The organism is Daejeonella lutea (genome assembly GCF_900168015.1).
GTDB lineage: Bacteria > Bacteroidota > Bacteroidia > Sphingobacteriales > Sphingobacteriaceae > Daejeonella > Daejeonella lutea.
In genome coordinates, this window is sequence record NZ_FUYR01000003.1 from 17,215 (window position 1) to 35,922 (window position 18,708).

The 18,708-nt window shown below is 42.1% G+C and carries 12 protein-coding genes; all 12 read left to right on the plus strand.

Annotated elements, in window-relative coordinates:
• Positions 1–122 precede the first annotated feature (122 nt).
• The 12 genes from B5X60_RS13685 to B5X60_RS13740 all read left to right on the plus strand — a co-directional run bounded on the left by B5X60_RS13685 (position 123) and on the right by B5X60_RS13740 (position 18,693).
• Positions 123–1,853: a tetratricopeptide repeat protein gene (locus B5X60_RS13685; RefSeq protein WP_079703292.1), complete on the plus strand. Its 1,731-nt coding sequence runs from the start codon at positions 123–125 to the stop codon at positions 1,851–1,853.
• Positions 1,831–2,652, plus strand: coding sequence for a DUF4292 domain-containing protein (locus B5X60_RS13690; protein WP_079703293.1), 822 nt, complete (start codon positions 1,831–1,833; stop codon positions 2,650–2,652). Before B5X60_RS13685 ends, B5X60_RS13690 begins: the two co-directional genes overlap by 23 nt.
• A 14-nt stretch (positions 2,653–2,666) precedes the next feature.
• The gene (locus tag B5X60_RS13695; protein ID WP_079703294.1) at positions 2,667–3,932 is read left to right on the plus strand and encodes a murein hydrolase activator EnvC family protein; all 1,266 of its coding nucleotides are present in this window, start codon (positions 2,667–2,669) and stop codon (positions 3,930–3,932) included.
• A gap of 53 nt (positions 3,933–3,985) precedes the next feature.
• Positions 3,986–4,366, plus strand: coding sequence for a Sec-independent protein translocase subunit TatA/TatB (locus B5X60_RS18580; protein ID WP_079703295.1), 381 nt, complete (start codon positions 3,986–3,988; stop codon positions 4,364–4,366).
• A gap of 11 nt (positions 4,367–4,377) precedes the next feature.
• Positions 4,378–4,581 carry a twin-arginine translocase TatA/TatE family subunit gene (gene tatA, locus B5X60_RS13705; protein WP_079703296.1) on the plus strand — a complete coding sequence of 68 codons (204 nt, stop codon included), beginning with the start codon at positions 4,378–4,380 and terminating at the stop codon, positions 4,579–4,581.
• Between the two features lie 156 nt (positions 4,582–4,737).
• A complete protein-coding gene (gene gatA / locus B5X60_RS13710; RefSeq protein WP_079703297.1) occupies positions 4,738–6,177 on the plus strand; it encodes an Asp-tRNA(Asn)/Glu-tRNA(Gln) amidotransferase subunit GatA in 1,440 nt (479 codons plus the stop codon).
• A 147-nt stretch (positions 6,178–6,324) separates the two neighbouring features.
• Positions 6,325–7,707, plus strand: coding sequence for a lytic transglycosylase domain-containing protein (locus B5X60_RS13715; protein WP_170878460.1), 1,383 nt, complete (start codon positions 6,325–6,327; stop codon positions 7,705–7,707).
• A gap of 99 nt (positions 7,708–7,806) precedes the next feature.
• Positions 7,807–10,131 (plus strand): NADP-dependent malic enzyme, encoded by a 2,325-nt coding sequence (locus B5X60_RS13720; protein ID WP_079703299.1) that lies wholly within the window; start codon positions 7,807–7,809, stop codon positions 10,129–10,131.
• A gap of 5 nt (positions 10,132–10,136) precedes the next feature.
• Positions 10,137–10,721 (plus strand): Holliday junction branch migration protein RuvA, encoded by a 585-nt coding sequence (ruvA, locus tag B5X60_RS13725; RefSeq protein ID WP_079703300.1) that lies wholly within the window; start codon positions 10,137–10,139, stop codon positions 10,719–10,721.
• Between the two features lie 45 nt (positions 10,722–10,766).
• Positions 10,767–17,798 (plus strand): T9SS outer membrane translocon Sov/SprA, encoded by a 7,032-nt coding sequence (sov, locus tag B5X60_RS13730; protein WP_079703301.1) that lies wholly within the window; start codon positions 10,767–10,769, stop codon positions 17,796–17,798.
• A gap of 109 nt (positions 17,799–17,907) precedes the next feature.
• Entirely contained in the window at positions 17,908–18,288 is a 381-nt protein-coding gene (gcvH, locus tag B5X60_RS13735) for a glycine cleavage system protein GcvH (RefSeq protein ID WP_079703302.1), read from the plus strand.
• The gene (locus B5X60_RS13740) at positions 18,289–18,693 is read left to right on the plus strand and encodes a VanZ family protein (protein ID WP_079703303.1); all 405 of its coding nucleotides are present in this window, start codon (positions 18,289–18,291) and stop codon (positions 18,691–18,693) included. It abuts the gene before it with no gap.
• Positions 18,694–18,708 lie beyond the last annotated feature (15 nt).

Genomic DNA, 18,708 nt, shown 5'->3' on the forward strand with positions numbered 1-18,708 from the left:
CTATTTCCTCTTCCCTATTTCCTGATTCCTGACTACTGATCACTGTTTACCTGATTACTGCTTACCGATTACCCGATTACCAGTTTACCTGACTACTGCTTACCCGATCACCGATACAAAAAATGAAAACAAAACTCCTCTTTACATTTGCCCTGGCGATCATCGTGATAGATGCTGCTGCTCAGAAAGTCCCGGGCGGCCCGGTAATCGTAGTGGGTAAGGTTTTAAGCCAGAAAGATAGTTTGCAGGCACGGGAAATCTATTTCGACGGTTTGCATGAGAAATTGATGGAAAATTATCCTCGTGCAGCTGTTTCGTTTAACAAAGTTCTCGAAATAGATCCCGCCAATGATGCCGCGATGTACGAGCTCGCAAATATGAGTTTTGCTCAGAATAAACAAACTGAAGCTGAGCGGTTAATCCGGAATGCAGTAACTGTAAAGCCCGACAATGAATGGTACTGGTCGTTTTTATCACAGATATATAAGAAAACAAATAATATTTCGGAACTGATCCTAGTTCTCGAAGAGCTTATCAGACTTAGGCCGGATAAAGAGGACAATTATTACGATCGCGCAAATGCTTTTATGATCCTTAAAAAAACTGATCAGGCAGTTGCTGCATACGACGAAATTGAATCCAAATTCGGCTCATCACAGGATCTGTCTGCAGCAAAACAGCGAATACTACTGCAACAAGGGAAGCCTGAAAAGGTCGAGCAAGAACTTGAGAAGCAAATCAAAGATCAGCCGGACGATGTGCGCAATTATTTATATCTCAGTGAAGTTTATACCAAATCCGGGGATAGAAATAAAGCTATAGCAGTATTAAATAAGGCAAAGGCTGTGGATCCTGGGAATGCGATGATCAGGCTAGCCCTTGCAGACAATTATAAAGCTCTAAAGCAGTTTGACAACACATTCATCGAGTTAAAGGTTGCATTTGCTGATCCGAACCTTAATGTTGATGAGAAGGTGCGGATAGTGCTCTCTTTCTTCCCTATGTTTGCTGATTTCAAGGCACAAGCTTATGCTAACGAATTATCGTCTATCATGACAGCGACTCATCCTGAGGAAGCAAAGGCTTTTGCAGTATATGGTGATGTGCTTTTTCAGCAAAAAAAGTATGCTGAAGCACGCGATTCCTACAAAAAAGCACTCAAGCTTAATGACCAGATCTATCAAATCTGGGAACAGCTTTTAAGGATCGAAGTTAGTCAGGGCGATTTCCAGCAGGCCATCGCTGATGGAGAACAGGGGCTTGCTGTTTTTCCAAACCAGGCGGAATTATATCTGTATACCGGTATCGCTTATGCCCAAACCAAAAAGCACGAAAAGGCCGTTTCTTACTTAAAAAACGCGGCGGACCTGGAAACTGAAGATCAGGAAATTCGCACACAGATCTTTTCCACTCTCGGTGATTCCTATAATGCGTTAAAAAAGTATAAAGAGTCTGATGAATCCTATGAAAAAGCACTTGAAATACATCCCGACAATAGTTATGTCCTGAATAATTATGCCTACTACTTATCATTGCGCGGTGAAAATTTGGACAAAGCGGAAAAAATGTCTAAACGGGCGGTGCAATTAAATCCAAATAACGCATCCTCCGAAGATACATATGCCTGGATTCTGTTTAAGCTTAAAAGATATACTGAAGCGAAAACCTGGATCGAACGTGCTCTCAGGAATGATACCACAAATAGTTCAACTCAAATGGAACATTATGGGGATATTTTGTATTTATTAGGAGAGAAAGATCTCGCATTACAGCAATGGATAAAGGCGAAAGGAACGGGTGCCGGATCAGAACAATTAAATAAAAAAATTAATGAGAAGAGATATGTTGAATAGGGGGCTTGCTATTTTATTAGTGTTGGGCTTGCTTGCATCATGTAAGGCGAAGAAAGCAATTATAACGTCGGACCCTAGAAGCGATACGGCAGCTGTGATTACGAGCAATCAGCCTGCCGATTCAAATAATGCAGGTATTGCTCAGAAGATCGCAGACATTAAGAGTAAGCAGGCGAATTTCAACACCATGTCGGGAAAAGCAAAAGCTGCCCTCAGCATCGGCAATAATTCCAATGATGTGACAATGAATATCCGGATCAAGAATAACGAAGCGATATGGGTTTCTGTTACTGCAATTGCCGGACTCGAAGTCGCGAGGGCTTTAATAACCCCGGACAGCGTCCGTGTAATTAATCGTCTCGAAAATGAATATATAAAGAAGCCTTTTAGCTATCTCTACGAGTTTACTAACAACAAGATAAATTTCGCGACCTTACAATCCGTGTTTGTGGGAAACCTTATTCCAGAATTTGTTTCAGATTCCACAGAACTGAAGGTTACTGGAGCTGAAACGGAACTGGAAAGTATTATAGGGTCGATGTTATACAAGTTGACGCTGAACGACCAAAGTAAAGTAACACATTCTGATTTGCGTGACACCAATGCAGGGCAATCGCTATTTGTGGGTTACGGTGATTTTCAGCTGGTTTCTCAACAAACTATTCCGCATTCGATGGTTATGAAGTCCCAGGCAAAAAATAAAAGTATAAGTCTGGATCTCAAATTTTCTAAAATTGAACTTGATGTGCCGATTGACATACCATTTCGGGTTCCGGATCGTTATACGATCAAAAATTAGATACATTTGTATTAATGAAGTTGCTGAGGTATTTCTTATTCCTTTTTATTTTATGTCTGGGTTCTGTGGCCTTTGGGCAGAGCAGCTCGGAGCTGAAGCGGCGCAAGGAAGCTTTAACCCGTGAAATAGAGTCGCTCAATCGAAGCCTAAATCAAACTTCTAGCAGTAAAAATCTTTCATTAAAACAAATACGTGCATTAAACGCGCAGATCCGTCTCAGGGAGGAAAAAATCAGCACGATTAATTCTGAAGTAAGGCTTTTAGATAACCAGATTTCTGATAATACTAATGTTGTTCGCTCACTTCAAGCCCAGTTAGACAAGTTGAAGAAAGAGTATGCAGGAATGGTGCTCTTCGCTTTCAGGAATCAAAGCTCGTACAGTAAATTGATGTTCATTTTTGCGTCTCAGAATTTTAACCAGGCATATAAACGGTTAAAATACCTTCAGCAATTCAGTGAATATCGCAAAAAGCAAGCAATGTATATCGAAGGTACATCTAAGGACCTTAACATTAAAATCGAACAGCTGGACCGCAATAAACAAGAGAAAAGCAACTTGTTAAGCGATCAGGAAAAGGAGCGACGTACTTTAGGTGTACAGAAGAACAGCAAGTCAAAGGTTCTCACCGGACTTAGTCGTGAAGAAAAGAAGTTAAAGCAAGAGCTTTCCCAAAAACAAAGAGAATCTGCGACTTTGAACAGGGCAATCGCAAATGCAATTAATCGTGAGATTGAAGAAGCCAGGAAGCGAGCTGAAGCGGAAGCCAGGGCGGCAGCGGCCAAAGCAAAGGCCGAAAATAAGGAAGCACCGGACGCTAAACCGATTTCGAGAGGGTCAAGTATCCTAGCTGCAACGCCTGAATCAGCCAAACTATCATCTGATTTTCTGGGCAGCCGGGGTAGTTTGCCCTGGCCGGTAACGAATGGGATAATTATTGAAGATTTCGGGAATCATACCTATGGGCGAAATGTGACAACTGAGAATAATGGAGTGGATATAAAAACTGCTCCGGGATCTGCCGTGAGAGCTGTGTTTAGCGGGGAGGTAGCTGCAGTTCAGAACTTCGCCGGGTCATATGCCGTATTGATCCGTCATGGGGAATATTTCACTGTTTATTCAAATTTACGCACAGTCAGTGTATCAAGAGGACAAAAAGTCACGTTAAAGCAGAACATTGGTACAGTGATCACTGATGCGGTGGATGGAACCACAGAAATCCATTTTGAAGTAAGGAAGGGTGCCGAGCCTATGAATCCTGCGGGCTGGCTGGCAAATTAATTTGATTTTTAGGTATTTTTAATGCCTATATTTGTATATTGATTTTTTGAAAAATGTATAGTTCAATTTTATTGTTTTTAAATATGGGCGGGCCGGAAATGATTGTCATTTTCCTGGTTGTCCTGTTGTTGTTTGGCGGGAAGAAGCTTCCGGAACTTGCACGTGGGCTTGGTAAAGGTTTAAGAGAATTTAAAGATGCTTCTGACGGTATAAAGCGGGAAATTCATAATAATATTAATACGGTATCTGAGGCTACAGCAGATATGGATAAAGTTAAGACTGAAACCACGTACAATGTGGATCCTGGTTCACCGGATTATGATCATGGGGTTCAGCCAGACGGAAGTTTTAATGTTGATCCTGAAGCGCCAGTTGTACCAGAATCCGATAATTCAGGAAAAGTCAGTACTGAAGAAACAAAAATCGCACACTAAATAAAGAAAATATGTTAAGCTCAACTTTGTTGATTGCAGGACTTGGAGTTACTGAGATTATTCTGATTGTGGTAGTTGTTCTGCTGTTATTTGGTGGTAAAAAGATACCAGAACTTATGCGTGGATTGGGAAAAGGGATTAAGGAATTTAAGACCGCTCAAAATGGTGAAGGTGATAATGCCGCTGCCACACATAAAGACCAGGATAATAAGTAATTAGTCATTATAATCTCCCAATATCCATGCTACTGGATTTTGCTGGAAATTATTTTAATTTGCCAGGAGAAGTTGCTTTAGAGACGATGAAGTAATTATCCCTGGCAGGCAGTTTGTTATCTAAGCTGTTTTATCTAATAATACCACATTCCATTTATGGAAGGTTTTTCATCTCTCGCCCAAGTACAATCCGCTTTAGTTTCCCGTGATCTGAAATTACCAGATCTTGTTACCGGCTACCTTCAAAGGATAGAGGAGCGAAAGGAACTTAATGCGTTCCTTGAAGTGTTTCCCGCAGAGGCACTTTCTGCCGCCTCCCGCATACAAGAGAAAATTCTAGCCGGAAAGGCGGGCAAACTTGCTGGCATGGTTATCGGCATAAAGGATAATATCTGTTATCTCGATCACAAGGTCTCCGCGTCATCCAAAATCCTGGATAATTATACTTCTCCTTTTTCATCAACAGTTGTAGAACGACTTTTGGCTGAAGATGCAATTATCATCGGCAGACTTAATTGTGATGAATTCGCGATGGGAGCATCGAATGAATCGTCCTTTTATGGACCGGTTAAAAATAATGCGGATATAACAAAAGTTTCTGGAGGTTCTTCAGGCGGTTCGGCTGTGGCTGTGCAGGCGGGTCTTTGCCATGCTGCCCTTGGCACTGATACGGGAGGCTCAGTGCGTCAGCCAGCATCGTTTTGCGGCGTGGTTGGTTTGAAACCGTCTTATGGACGTGTTTCACGTCATGGAATAATTTCTTATGCATCATCGTTCGACCAGGTCGGACCGCTCACCCGTTGCGTGGACGATGCTTCCCTGCTTCTTGAAGTAATAGCCGGTGTAGATGAAAAAGACAGTACTACCTCAAGTTGCCCGGTTCAAAGCTATTCTAAGATGCGCGAGTCAGGAGGAAAAAGGAAAATAGCTTATTTGTCGGAAGCGCTTCATTCCAGTGGTTTGGACGAAGATGTAAAACTTGCTTTTGAAAGAAGTATTAACTCGTTACGGGAAGAAGGTCACATTGTGGAGCCCGTATCATTCGCGTTGCTCGAATATGTCGTTCCTGCCTATTATATCCTGACTATGGCTGAAGCGTCATCAAACCTTGCGCGTTATGACGGAGTTCATTATGCCTATCGGAGTGATCAAGCAATTGATCTTGAAACAACCTACAAGAGATCTCGTTCTGAAGGATTTGGGCCGGAAGTGAAAAGGCGTATTGTGTTAGGAACATTCGTTCTTTGTGCGGGTTATTACGACGCCTATTATGCCAAGGCGCAAAAAGTTCGAAGACTTATCCGCGATAAAACGGATGAAATATTAGCTGAATTTGATTTCATTATGTTACCTACAGCGCCCACCCCGGCTTTCTCAATTGGAGGAGCAAGTGATGATCCTGTTGTTAATTATCTTGCAGATATTTTTACTGTCCAGGCATCTCTAGCGGGAATTCCTGCAATATCTTTACCCGCGGGCAATAATCCCGATGGTCTTCCGTTAGGTATTCAGTTTTTGGGGAAACGTTTTGAGGAGGGTGACTTGTTATCGTTCTCGAAAAATATTGAGGAGCTGCTCAAGGGAAGCAGGAAGTAGGAGGCAAGAGGTTGGAAGTAGAAGGTAGGAAGCAGGACATGCCAGTTCGAACCGGGCCTAAGTCTTGATACCTGATACCTGATACCTGATACTTGATACTTTCTAAAGTTGTTTAACTGGCGGTTTCTACCGCGTTTCTGAGAATATATGATAAGAACCTTTACTTTTGTCATTCTTGTATTGCTTTGCATGCTCGATAGGGCTACAGCCATTGCGCATGGAGTTTCAGGCAATCCCGTGAACATAGAATCTATTATTCATTTCCCTGCTGATACCGCTTTTCTATCAACCTCCATTGGTCACCCTTCACTTTCAGCTCAAAATTTGACCTTTAAACGCAGACTTGATTCGCTTGAAAAATCTGTGCCCCTAAATTATAACGAGTACGTTCAGAGCTATATTGACATCTATCTTAGCCGGGGTGAGCAAATGGGTAAAATGCTGGGATTGTCAAAATATTACTTTCCAATTTTCGAAAAAGCATTAAAAGAAGCCGGGCTTCCGGATGAGATTAAATTTGTTACCGTAATTGAGTCTGCACTCAACCCTCACGCAGTTTCTCGATCCGGTGCAGTCGGACCATGGCAATTTATGTATACAACCGCTAAGGGCTATGGTTTGGTAATGGATAATTACGTTGACGAACGCAAAGATCCCGTGAAAGCAAGTTATGCCGCTGCACATTATTTTGTTGATGCATATAAACGAATAGGTGACTGGCTGCTTACAATTGCCGCATTCAATTGTGGTACCGGTGCGGTAACCAGGGCAATTGAGAAGTCGGGTGGCATAGCTGACTTTTGGAAAGTACGGTCTTTTCTGCCGAGAGAGACCCAAAATTATGTCCCAGCGTTTATAGCCACTGTTTATGCCATGAATTATTATCGAAGTCATGGAATTCAATCGAAAGCAGCCGATTTTAATGTGCTCACAGATGTGATCGAAGTCAATCGGCATGTTTCCATTGCAAGTATTGCAAAAGCAGCAGATTTCGATCTTAAAGAATTGCTGCTTTTGAATCCATCTTATAAAAAGCAAATTATTAATGGCTCCATTCAATCACCCAAGTCGCTTGTGATCCCTGGGGTAAATAACAATGCATTTGCTTCATTATATGACGTGCTTAATGGGGGCACAAATACCAATGCATCAGTGATCGCGGCTTCAATGAAAGAAGCATTTGCCGAATTGCCAAAAACTAATCCAGTATATCATCGCGTTCTGCCGGGTCAGACTTTAACGTCTATCGCGAATAAGTATGGAGCGGAGGTTCAGGACCTGAAGGTTTGGAACAGATTAAAAACTTCCACCTTAGTTCCAGGTCAGAATATTCGGGTATCGGCTGCTTCGAAACCATATGCAGAGCCTAATGAGAGCAGCTCCATGAGTTATGTTGTGAAAGTAGGTGATACCTTGTCTGGTATAGCCGACAAATTCAGCGGTATGACCGTCTCAAAAATTAAAGCTCTGAATGGCTTAAGTAAATCGGTTATTTCTCCAGGCATGAAATTGATAATCAGCCAGTTGTAATTTTAAATTGCAGGCGGCAATTGGCGCTCATTCCAAGTTTTAAATCATTATATAAAGAAAAGAATTGTAATTTTGGGGGACTAACCAATTCAAACCTTAATGAGTAAGACTAATCGTAAACAAGATGCACTTGACTATCATTCCCAGGGCCGTCCTGGAAAGATCCAGGTAGTTCCAACAAAGCCTACAAATTCACAACGCGATCTTTCTCTTGCATATTCTCCAGGAGTTGCAGAACCGTGTTTAAAAATAGCCGATAATAAAGAAGACGTTTATAAATATACTGCTAAAGGTAATCTGGTTGCAGTAATAAGTAATGGGTCGGCAGTGCTCGGCCTTGGCGATATAGGTCCTGAGGCTGGTAAACCTGTTATGGAAGGTAAGGGTTTGCTTTTCAAGATATTTGCGGATATCGACGTATTTGATCTTGAGCTCGATACTAAGAACATTGACGAATTCGTCATGATTGTCAAGGCTCTTGAACCAACTTTCGGCGGTATCAACCTGGAAGATATCAAAGCACCTGAATGTTTTGAAATTGAACAAAGACTGAAAGAAGCGATGTCTATCCCGGTCATGCATGATGACCAACATGGTACCGCTATTATTTCTGCCGCTGCCCTTATTAATGCCTGCGAAATCCAGAAGAAAAAGCTTGAAAGAGTAAAGATAGTTGTGAATGGCGCTGGGGCAGCTGCTATTTCATGTACACGTTTGTACGTAAGTCTCGGTGCTAAGAGAGAAAATATTGTCATGCTCGATCGCTCAGGTGTTATTCGTACAGATCGTGATAATCTTGAAGGTACCAAGGCCGAATTTGCAACCTCAAGGAAGATCAGTACGCTCGCCGATGCTGTAAAAGACTCAGATGTTTTTATTGGCCTTTCTTCGCCCGACGTGCTTACCGCTGAGATGCTCAGGACGATGGCGAAAAATCCCATTGTTTTTGCAATGGCTAATCCAAATCCTGAAATTGCTTATGATCTTGCTTGCAAGACCCGCAAGGATATTATTATGGCGACCGGCCGGTCTGATTACCCGAACCAGGTAAATAATGTTCTCGGATTCCCATATATATTTAGAGGTGCTTTGGATGTAAGGGCGACTGGTATCAATGAGGAAATGAAGAAAGCGGCAGTTTTTGCAATTGCCGACCTTGCAAAGAGGACAGTACCTGAGGCTGTGAATCTGGCGTATAATTCCAGAAACCTGAAATTTGGTAAAGACTATATTATTCCGAAGCCAATTGACTTCAGACTCATCACATCTGTATCGCCAGCCGTTGCTAAAGCTGCGATTGATTCAGGAGTGGCACGGAAAATCATTACAGATTGGGAAGCTTACAATGAGGAGCTAAAAAGCCGGTTGGGGATGGATGATAAGTTGCTGCGGGCAGTTACAAACAAGGCCAAGACATCTCCCAAACGCGTTGTATTCGCTGAGGCGGATAACTATAAAATATTAAAGTCAGCTCAAATTGTTAAGGATGAAGGGATTGCAATTCCTATTTTGCTTGGCAATAAAGAGAAGATCAAACAGATCATCGCCGACCATGAACTTGAGTTGGATGGTGTTGAGATCATCAATCCCCTTGAGGAAAAGAATGTATGTGCCCAGTATGCCGAATTCTTGTACAAGAAGCGTCAGCGCCGGGGTGTAACTCTTTACGAGGCTAAAAAGCTGATGCGCGACCGTAACTATTACGGGGCGACAATGGTTCAGTTTGGTCAGGCTGATGCGCTTATTTCCGGGCTTACGAAAGATTACGCAACCACAATTAAGCCGGCCTTACAGGTTATCGGTATTGAAGAAGGTGTTAACAGGGTTGCGGGAATGTATATGATGCTTACCCAAAAAGGCCCTGTATTTTTCGGGGATACCACGGTTAACGAAAATCCTACTTTAGAGGAGCTGGTTGATATTACAGTTTTAATGGACAGGTCGGTTAAGAAGTTCAACATCCAGCCTAGGATTGCTATGCTTGCTTATTCGAATTTTGGCTCCAATGATGGTAATGTACCAGAGAAAGTTCGCCAGGCAGTTAAAATATTGCATAAAAATTATCCGGAGATCGTGGTTGACGGTGAAATGCAGGCAAATTTTGCGATGAATCCTGATCTGTTAAAAGATAACTATCCATTCAGTACTTTAATAGGGGCGCCTGCCAATGTCCTGATGTTTCCCAACCTCGAATCGGGGAATATTGCGTATAAATTACTACAGGAATTAGGTGGTGCTGAAGCGGTAGGGCCTATTCTTCTGGGACTTAAGAAACCGGTTCATGTATTGCAGCTGGATAGTTCTGTTAGGGAAATTGTTAATATGGTGACTATCGCAGTTGTTGATGCACAAACCAAAGAGGAGCAGGCAGCATCCTCCAGAAAAAAAGGCATTTTCAGTCGCGCACCTAAAACTCAGAATTAAAAAGCATGTACGCCTATATAGACGGAAAACTTGTTTTTAAGTGCCCTACGTATGTTGTAATAGACGCAGGCGGAGTTGGTTATCAAATCAACATTTCGCTCAATACCTATGCGTCATTGGGTGAGGTAGAGCGATGTAAACTTTTTACCTGGCTTCACGTGAAAGAAGACGGGCATACCTTATATGGCTTTCATGATGAGGGAGAAAGACGGCTGTTTCTACATTTGATTTCGGTATCGGGCATTGGGCCCAATACCGGAAGAATGATACTTTCATCTATTACACCTGCAGAAATTCAGACGGCAATTGTGAAAGGTGATGTTCCCCTGATTCAACGGATAAAGGGGATTGGACCAAAATCGGCGCAAAGGATGATACTGGAACTACAGGATAAGTTAAAGAAGGAAGGACCAGATTCGCTCATTTCGATGCCACATAATAATACAGCAAAAGACGAGGCACTTTCGGCGCTTGTAATGCTTGGCTTCACCAAGAATGTTGCAGAGAAGGCTTTGGATGCCGCTATAAAATCAGAAGGTGAAAATTTAACAGTTGAGCGCCTGATAAAAATTGCTCTAAAAAGCTTATAATTACTATCAATACTAACGAAATTGAAAAGTGCTGCGTCGTTTTACTTGACTAAGGTTTGCTTTGTCTTCCTTGCGCTTTTTAGCATTACAGCTTTTGCACAAAACACTCCTGCGGCCACTGACACGTCAAAGTTAAAATACCCTTTCGAAGATTCCAGGTACATCCAACTTAAGCGACCTTCGGGAATAACACTTCCAAACCCTTCGAATATTCAAAGAAGCGTGGAATTCGACCCGGTTTCAAAACGATACATTATCAGGGAGAAAATTGGGGAGAGATTTTACCGTTCGCCTCAATATTTGAGCATTGAGGAATATCAGAAGTATGAGAATGAACTTATCAAAAAGAACTATTGGAAACAACTGGCGGACCTTCCTCTGGCGGAAGCAAGAGAACCAGGTTTTATCCCTCCGGTTAAAATAAACAGTAAATCCTTTGAGAAGATATTTGGTGGATCTACCATCGATATCCGGCCCCAGGGCTCTGCCGATCTTACTTTCTCGGGAAGAATTAATAGGAACGAGAACCCTTTATTCAATGAAAGACAAAGGACACAGGGGAACTTTGACTTCGACCAGCGGATACAAATGAATGTTGTTGGACAGATTGGGGAGAAGCTGAGGATAACTACAAATTATAATACTGAAGCACAGTTTGATTTTGAGAATCAGGTAAAACTCGACTATACTGGAAAAGATGACGAGATCATCCGAAAAATTGAAGCCGGGAATGTTAGTCTTCCTCTGAGTACCTCTTTGATATCAGGAAGCCAGGCATTGTTTGGTGTTAAAACACAGCTCCAGTTTGGCCGACTCAATGTCACTACAGTATTTTCCCAGCAGAAGTCGCAGCAACGCGAAATTACGATCACTAATGGGTCTCAACAGAATGAATTCAGCATTTCTGGAGATAATTACGAAGCAAACCGACATTTCTTTCTAGCTCAATATTTCAGAAATAACTACAATCGTGCACTTGAAAACCTGCCGATCATTAGCTCAAACATTAATATCACCAAAATTGAAGTTTGGATCACTAACCGTGCTAATAACTCTGCAAATTCAAGAGATGTGCTTGGTTTAATTGATTTGGGTGAAAATAATGTTTACAACAGTGTTCAGGTAAGAGGTGGTGCGGGATTTTCAGGCTTGCCAGCCGGATTTTCGGGACCGGGCTTTAACCAGCAATCTAACAACCTGCTTCAAATTTTGCCTCCCGGGGCACGTCAGACAAACAGCAATGATGCCAATGCATTTTTTCAGGCAAATGGCGGAACTGACAATTTTGCGAAGCTCACGTTTGCTCGAAATCTTACAGATAAGGAGTTTACCCTGAACTCCAGACTAGGATACATTTCCCTGAACACTGCTTTAAATGCCGATGAGGTGCTCGCAGTCGCTTTCCGTTACACTGTGAACGGCGAAGAATATCAGGTTGGGGAATTTTCAACCGACGTGTCGGTCGATAATACAACTCCCCAGGTATTATTCGTCAAACTCCTTAAGAACGAAACTTTGAAAACGAGTTTACCGACCTGGGATCTAATGATGAAGAATATTTATTCATTAGGTGCTTACTCGGTGAGCCGGACAGATTTTAGGTTAAATATTTTCAGATTGGGCGAAGATACCGGTGTCGAGACACCTCAAATTCTTGAAGGGCAGAACACAAATGGAAAACTCTGGCTGCAGTTGACTAACCTTGATAATTTAAATCAACAAAATGACAGAAAGCCCGATGGCTTCTTTGACTTTGTAGAGGGGATCACCATTGATGCGCAGAATGGACGAATAACTTTCCCCTTGGTTGAACCATTTGGTTCAGACCTGGCCCGACGTTTTAACCCGGTGTCAGAAAGAAATCTGATCGATAAATATGTTTATCAGCCATTGTACGATTCGACTAAGGTACTGGCCCAGCAATTATTCCCACGACTTAACCGATATCAAATCCGAGGTACCTACCAGTCACAGGCAAGTTCAGAATTTCAGCTTAACGCGATAAATGTTCCCCAGGGGTCGGTGCAGGTTATCGCAGGTACATTGCCTTTACAGGAAGGTGTCGACTTTACGGTGGATTATAATGGGGGTATGGTGCGAATCCTTAACCAGGCACTTCTAAATTCAGGGCAGCCCATCCGCATTAAGCTTGAGAACAATGAGCTTTTTGGGTTGCAGCAGCGATCGCTAACCGGGTCCAGATTTGACTATCGGGTTAATGACAAGCTTAACCTGGGCGGGACATTTATGAACCTCACCGAAAAGCCGCTTACTGAAAAAGTTAATATCGGAGAGGAATCTATTTCAAATACTATTTGGGGTTTTGACGCAAATTATAGCTCTCCGTCGAGATGGCTTACGCGGATGGTGGACAAAATTCCGTTTATCAATACTAAGGAACCATCTTCCCTAACCTTTAATGGTGAATATGCTAATTTAATCCCGGGTCACCCAAGAGCACTAAATTTTGCCGGAAGCAGAAATGGAGCCAGCTACCTGGATGATTTCGAGGCAAGCCGATCTCTTATTGATATTAAAAGTGCTATCGCATGGCAAATCTCAGGGACACCGCAACTTTTCCCAGAATCGCGTTTGAACAATGATTTATCTTACGGATATAACCGAGCACGACTGGCGTTCTATAATATTGACCCGATATTCTTTGTAAGCGGTAATTCTCTCACTCCGGATAATATTAAAAAGGATAAAAATGAACTTTCTAACCATTATGTCCGGCAGGTTTTTGAAAGAGAGGTTTTTCCATTCAAGGAATCGTCGACAGGGCAGGCGATAATACTGCCAACGTTTGACCTTGCATTTTATCCAATGCAGAGAGGCCCTTACAACTTTACCACTACAGGCTTGAACCCTGATGGAACGCTTAACAATCGCAGGAACCGCTGGGGAGGTATTTTCAGAAAATTGGAAACGAACGACTTTGAAGCGCTGAACATTGAATTTATTGAGATGTGGATGCTTGACCCCTTCATTGGAAAACCCTTGCATCAGGGAGGGGACATGTATTTCAATCTTGGGAATATTACTGAGGATATCTTAAAAGATGGTCGTAAAAGTTTAGAAAACGGCTTACCCGTAGATGGGAATGTTGCAAAAACTGATGCAACTCAGTGGGGCCGGGTTCCGAAGCTGCAACCAGTTATTCAGGCATTTGATAATAATTCCGGAGCTCGTGCTTTCCAGGATGTTGGACTTGATGGTTTGTCGAGCGTCGATGAAGGCACACAATTTGGAACGTTTGTTTCCCAGGCAAGGTTAGCGATTAGCGATCCGCAGGCGAGAGCACTGTTGGAACAAGATCCGGCTTCTGATGATTACCAATATTATCGAGGCTCAGATCTGGATCAGCAAAATGCAGGTATTCTAAAACGGTATGAAAAGTATAACAATCCCGAGGGAAATTCAAAAACCCCCGAACAATCGATAGCGCAGACTGGTATCGAAAATACTGCTGCAACATCCCTTCCGGATGGGGAAGACATTAACAGGGATAATAACTCGACCCAGGCTGATGAGTATTACCAGTATAAAGTATCGATCCGCCCGGGCGACCTGGCTGTAGGCAGAAATTATATCACTGATATCGTTAATGCAAATGTAAAATTGGCGAATGGAAAAACTGAAACGGTTCGCTGGATCCAGTTCAAGATTCCGGTAAATGATTACATACAGAAAGTTGGAAATATTGAAGATTTTAAATCGATACGCTTCATCCGTATGTTCATGACAGATTTTGCGGATACTGCTATTTTGCGTCTTGCAAAGCTGCAGTTGGTACGGGGAGAATGGAGAAGATATAACTCTGAAAATAATCCAACGAAAGTTCTTGCAGATCCGTCATTGTTAAGCCCCGGTCTTGACAATTCTTCAATCGATGTAACTGCCGTCAATATTGAAGAAAATGGGAAAAGGAGTCCGATACCCTATGTTTTGCCTCCTGGAATCGAGCGTGAGCGTGATATTACTAATTTCCGCGGCGAGTCAAGGCAGAATGAGCAGTCACTTGCATTAACTGTTCGAAATCTTAGAGATGGCTATGGACGAGCTGCCTTCAGAACTACTTTTAACGATTTCCGTTCTTATAAAAGGATTGAAATGTTTATACATGCCGAATCTGATCAGTCAGGCTCCACCAGAGACAATGATCTCCGGGCATTTCTACGGGTAGGTACCGATAATCAGGACAACTATTATGATTATGATATTCCTCTCAAAATAACTCCCCAAAACACAAGTGATCCTGAAGCAATCTGGCCTTCGCAAAATAAAATTGATGTCCAATTGAGTTTGTTTCAGGCTGCTAAAGCGGCGCGGAATAAAGCCATATTTAATGGGCAGCCCTGGCCAATCAATCGCCCTTTTGTCTACCAGGATGGTGTAAATACAATTATTGTGAAGGGCCAGCCGGATTTAAGTAAAGTCCGGGTTTACATGCTCGGTGTTAGAAATCCTCTTAGAAATCCTGCTAGTCCCGGGGGAGATGATGGACTCGATAAAAACGCAGAAATTTGGTTCAATGAACTTCGTTTAACTGATTTTGATGAACGAGGCGGATGGGCAGCAACAGCACGCCTTAATGCTAAACTCGCCGATTTTGCGGATATAACGATTTCAGGAAGTAAAAGCACAGTAGGTTTTGGCTCGATCGATAAAAGAGTAAGCGAACGTAACCGGGAAGACGATGTCTTGTTTGACCTGTCAGGAAGCATGGAGCTTGGAAAGTTTTTCCCTGAACGTACCGGAATCAAAGTTCCTATGTATATAAATTTTTCGTCGCAGGTAGGAAGTCCGCAATATGATCCACGGAACCAGGACACGGAGTTCAGGCAGGTATTGGAAAATACACGCAGGGCCTCGAGAGATTCTTTACGGTTTATAACGGAAGATTACAGCTCAAGGAAAAGTATCAATTTTACGAATGTTCGTAAAATTAAAACTAATCCTCAAAGTAAGACACACCTGTGGGATATTGAGAATTTGAGTGCCACTTACGCATTTAATTCATTTAATCATCGCGATTATATTAATGAGAGCACTATTCAAAAAACCTATCGCGCGGGTCTTCAATACAACTATTCAAAGCAGGCAAAATCTATAACGCCTTTCGAGAAGCTTATAAAATCAAAAAGTCTTGCGCTATTACGTGACTTTAATTTTAGCCTACTGCCTTCGGTACTTAATTTTAACATAAGTGTAGACCGGCTTTATTCTGAAAATACCTTACGGGATAACGACCCTAACAATTTTCTGCCGATCAATACAAACTTCAACAAGAACTTTCAAATGTCACGCTTATACGGTGTCAGCTGGAACTTAACGCGTTCAATGCAGCTGGATTTCAATGCGACAAATTTTTCTGTTATTGATGAGCCAGACGGACGTATCAATGGTTTGAAACGAGATACTTTATGGCAAAATTTGAAGCGGCTTGGGCGGACAACTGATTATAATCACAGTCTGAACCTTACGTATAACTTGCCTGTCAATAAGATCCCTGGTCTCGACTGGATTAACATCGCAACTGCATATCAAGCCGGCTTTAACTGGCAGACGGAACCACTTATAACGCTCAGAGATCCTTTGATTGACGTTGGGAATACGATTCAGAACGCACGTACCATTAAAGTAAATCCCGGCCTGAATCTTACGCAGTTGTATAATAAGTTTGGATTCGTACGTTCTGCCGCTCAGGCGGAAAGCGGCCCGGGAAAGTTCCTGATAAATTTACTAACGAGTTTAAAGACGGTAAATGGGACATATTCAAGAAGTCAGGGAACTTTTCTCCCAGGTTACCTGCCTTCAACTGATTTCATTGGTCAGGATCTGGATGCAAGTGCTCCGGGCTATGATTTTCTCTTGGGCGGCCAACGGGATATTCGAGGACGAGCAATTGCAAATGGCTGGATTACCAGAGACTCTCTTCTGAACCAGCTTTATATCACAACCAAACGAGAGGATATGAATTTTCGGGCCCGGATTGAGCCTATACGTGACATGATTATTGACCTAAACGCCATCAGGGGTCAAAACTTTAATTATTCAACCAACTTTAAATTTGTGCCTAACAGGAACAATTTTGAGAACCTGACCCCGGTGACAACCGGAGATTATACCATTTCATTTTTTACGCTAAGGACAGCATTCAGCAAAGAAAATAAGAGCAATAATTCCTCCAGGCTTTTCAGGCAATTAGAGGAGAACAGGGCAATTATTTCAAGAAGACTGGGGGAAACTAATCCCAACTCCACAGGAACCACGGGCGGCTTTGCTGATGGATATAACAAGGCATCCCAGGATGTATTGATTTCCTCATTTCTCGCCGCATACACTGGCAAAGACGCTAATAAAGTTTCGCTAAATCGTTTCCCCAAAATACCAGTACCTAACTGGAATATAACTTACAATGGTTTAAGCAAACTTGGCATTTTTAACGAAATGTTCACATCTTTCGACTTGAGACATGGGTACAGATCTTCATATACCGTTAACGGTTTCAACTCACTGGCGCGTTATCAGGAAACAAACGGAGCTGTAAGTGTCCGCGATGCTAATGGTAATTTCCTTCCCTTTTACCAGTTTTCTCAGGTCACCTTATTCGAGCAATTTCAGCCACTCCTTGGTGTGGATGTGAGATTAAAAAATAATATGACGTTTTCAGCTGAATACCGGAAGTCACGAGCATTGAGTTTTAGTCTTTCAAATAGCCAAATGGCGCAACAAAAGGAAGATAATGCTGTTTTTGGATGGGGTTATCGGACAACCAATTTCAGGTTTCCATTTGGATTATTCAAAGGACTTAAACTGGACAACGACATGGCATTCAAACTTGATTTCGCATTGAGTGACCGGAAGCTGGTGATATACAGAGCTGATGTCCTTGATGCGGAGGTTACCTCCGGTGACCAACGTATTACGATCCGGCCAAATGTTGATTACGTACTTGACCAGAGGTTTACTATCCGGATGTTTTACGATGGAAATATCACGAAGCCATATACATCACAAACATTCAATACCTCTTTCAGTAATTTTGGGGTGAATTTGAGGTTTACACTGTAAAAGGAATAAGGAGCAAAGATCAAGGAACAAAGACCTGTCTTTGTTCTTCTTTTGCCTTGGTTCTTTGTTCTCTTTAAAGTACTTTTGACCTATAACAAAACCATATAAAATGAATTTTCCTGAAGAACTGAAATATACTAATGACCACGAATGGGTACGGGTTGAAGGTAATGTTGCCTATGTTGGTATTACCGACTTCGCACAGCATGAGCTTGGTGATATCGTTTACATAGAAATTGATACACTTGGTAAGGAAGTTACAAAAGAGGAGCAATTTGGCACAGTTGAGGCAGTAAAAACTGTTTCGGATCTATTAATGCCTGTCACAGGTAAAGTCACCGAACTAAACAAAAAATTGGACACCAATCCTGAGCTTGTAAACACCGATCCTTATGGCGATGGCTGGATGGTAAAAGTTGAGCTTTCCGATCCCTCACAAGTAGACAGTCTTTTGTCTGCATCTGCTTATAAATCGCTTGTAGGAGCATAAATGTTAAAAACAATCCGTCATCAGTACCTGGCCATTCTATGGGCGATTTTTACCGTCGTTATGTGCGAGATGCCTATGTCGGATACACAAAGTAAGCTGGGATTTACATTTTTTGAAGGTTTCGACAAACTTGCTCATACAGGCTTCTTCTTCGTACTTACTGTTCTTTTGTTTTACGGAAAGATCAGGGAACAGAGCAGTTATTCTTATCGCGCTGTGACCATTCTGAAGATCTTGTTAATAACTACAGCCTTAGGGGTGTTAATTGAGGTTTTGCAAATGAAGTATTTCACTTATCGTTCGGCAGAATGGTGGGATATATTTGCTGATCTTACAGGAGTAGGGATGGGAATTTTTAGTTATATTTTTTTACATAGAGTCAGGTTCAATGAAAAACTTATATAGAATTGGCTGTCTCCT

What these genes read in the sequence shown, in the direction of transcription:
- B5X60_RS13685 (WP_079703292.1), top strand. Translation starts at nt 123, where the DNA reads ATGAAAACAAAACTCCTCTTTACATTTGCCCTGGCGATCATCGTGATA.
- B5X60_RS13690 (WP_079703293.1), top strand. Translation starts at nt 1,831, where the DNA reads ATGAGAAGAGATATGTTGAATAGGGGGCTTGCTATTTTATTAGTGTTG.
- B5X60_RS13695 (WP_079703294.1), top strand. Translation starts at nt 2,667, where the DNA reads ATGAAGTTGCTGAGGTATTTCTTATTCCTTTTTATTTTATGTCTGGGT.
- B5X60_RS18580 (WP_079703295.1), top strand. Translation starts at nt 3,986, where the DNA reads ATGTATAGTTCAATTTTATTGTTTTTAAATATGGGCGGGCCGGAAATG.
- tatA (WP_079703296.1), top strand. Translation starts at nt 4,378, where the DNA reads ATGTTAAGCTCAACTTTGTTGATTGCAGGACTTGGAGTTACTGAGATT.
- gatA (WP_079703297.1), top strand. Translation starts at nt 4,738, where the DNA reads ATGGAAGGTTTTTCATCTCTCGCCCAAGTACAATCCGCTTTAGTTTCC.
- B5X60_RS13715 (WP_170878460.1), top strand. Translation starts at nt 6,325, where the DNA reads ATGATAAGAACCTTTACTTTTGTCATTCTTGTATTGCTTTGCATGCTC.
- B5X60_RS13720 (WP_079703299.1), top strand. Translation starts at nt 7,807, where the DNA reads ATGAGTAAGACTAATCGTAAACAAGATGCACTTGACTATCATTCCCAG.
- ruvA (WP_079703300.1), top strand. Translation starts at nt 10,137, where the DNA reads ATGTACGCCTATATAGACGGAAAACTTGTTTTTAAGTGCCCTACGTAT.
- gcvH (WP_079703302.1), top strand. Translation starts at nt 17,908, where the DNA reads ATGAATTTTCCTGAAGAACTGAAATATACTAATGACCACGAATGGGTA.
- B5X60_RS13740 (WP_079703303.1), top strand. Translation starts at nt 18,289, where the DNA reads ATGTTAAAAACAATCCGTCATCAGTACCTGGCCATTCTATGGGCGATT.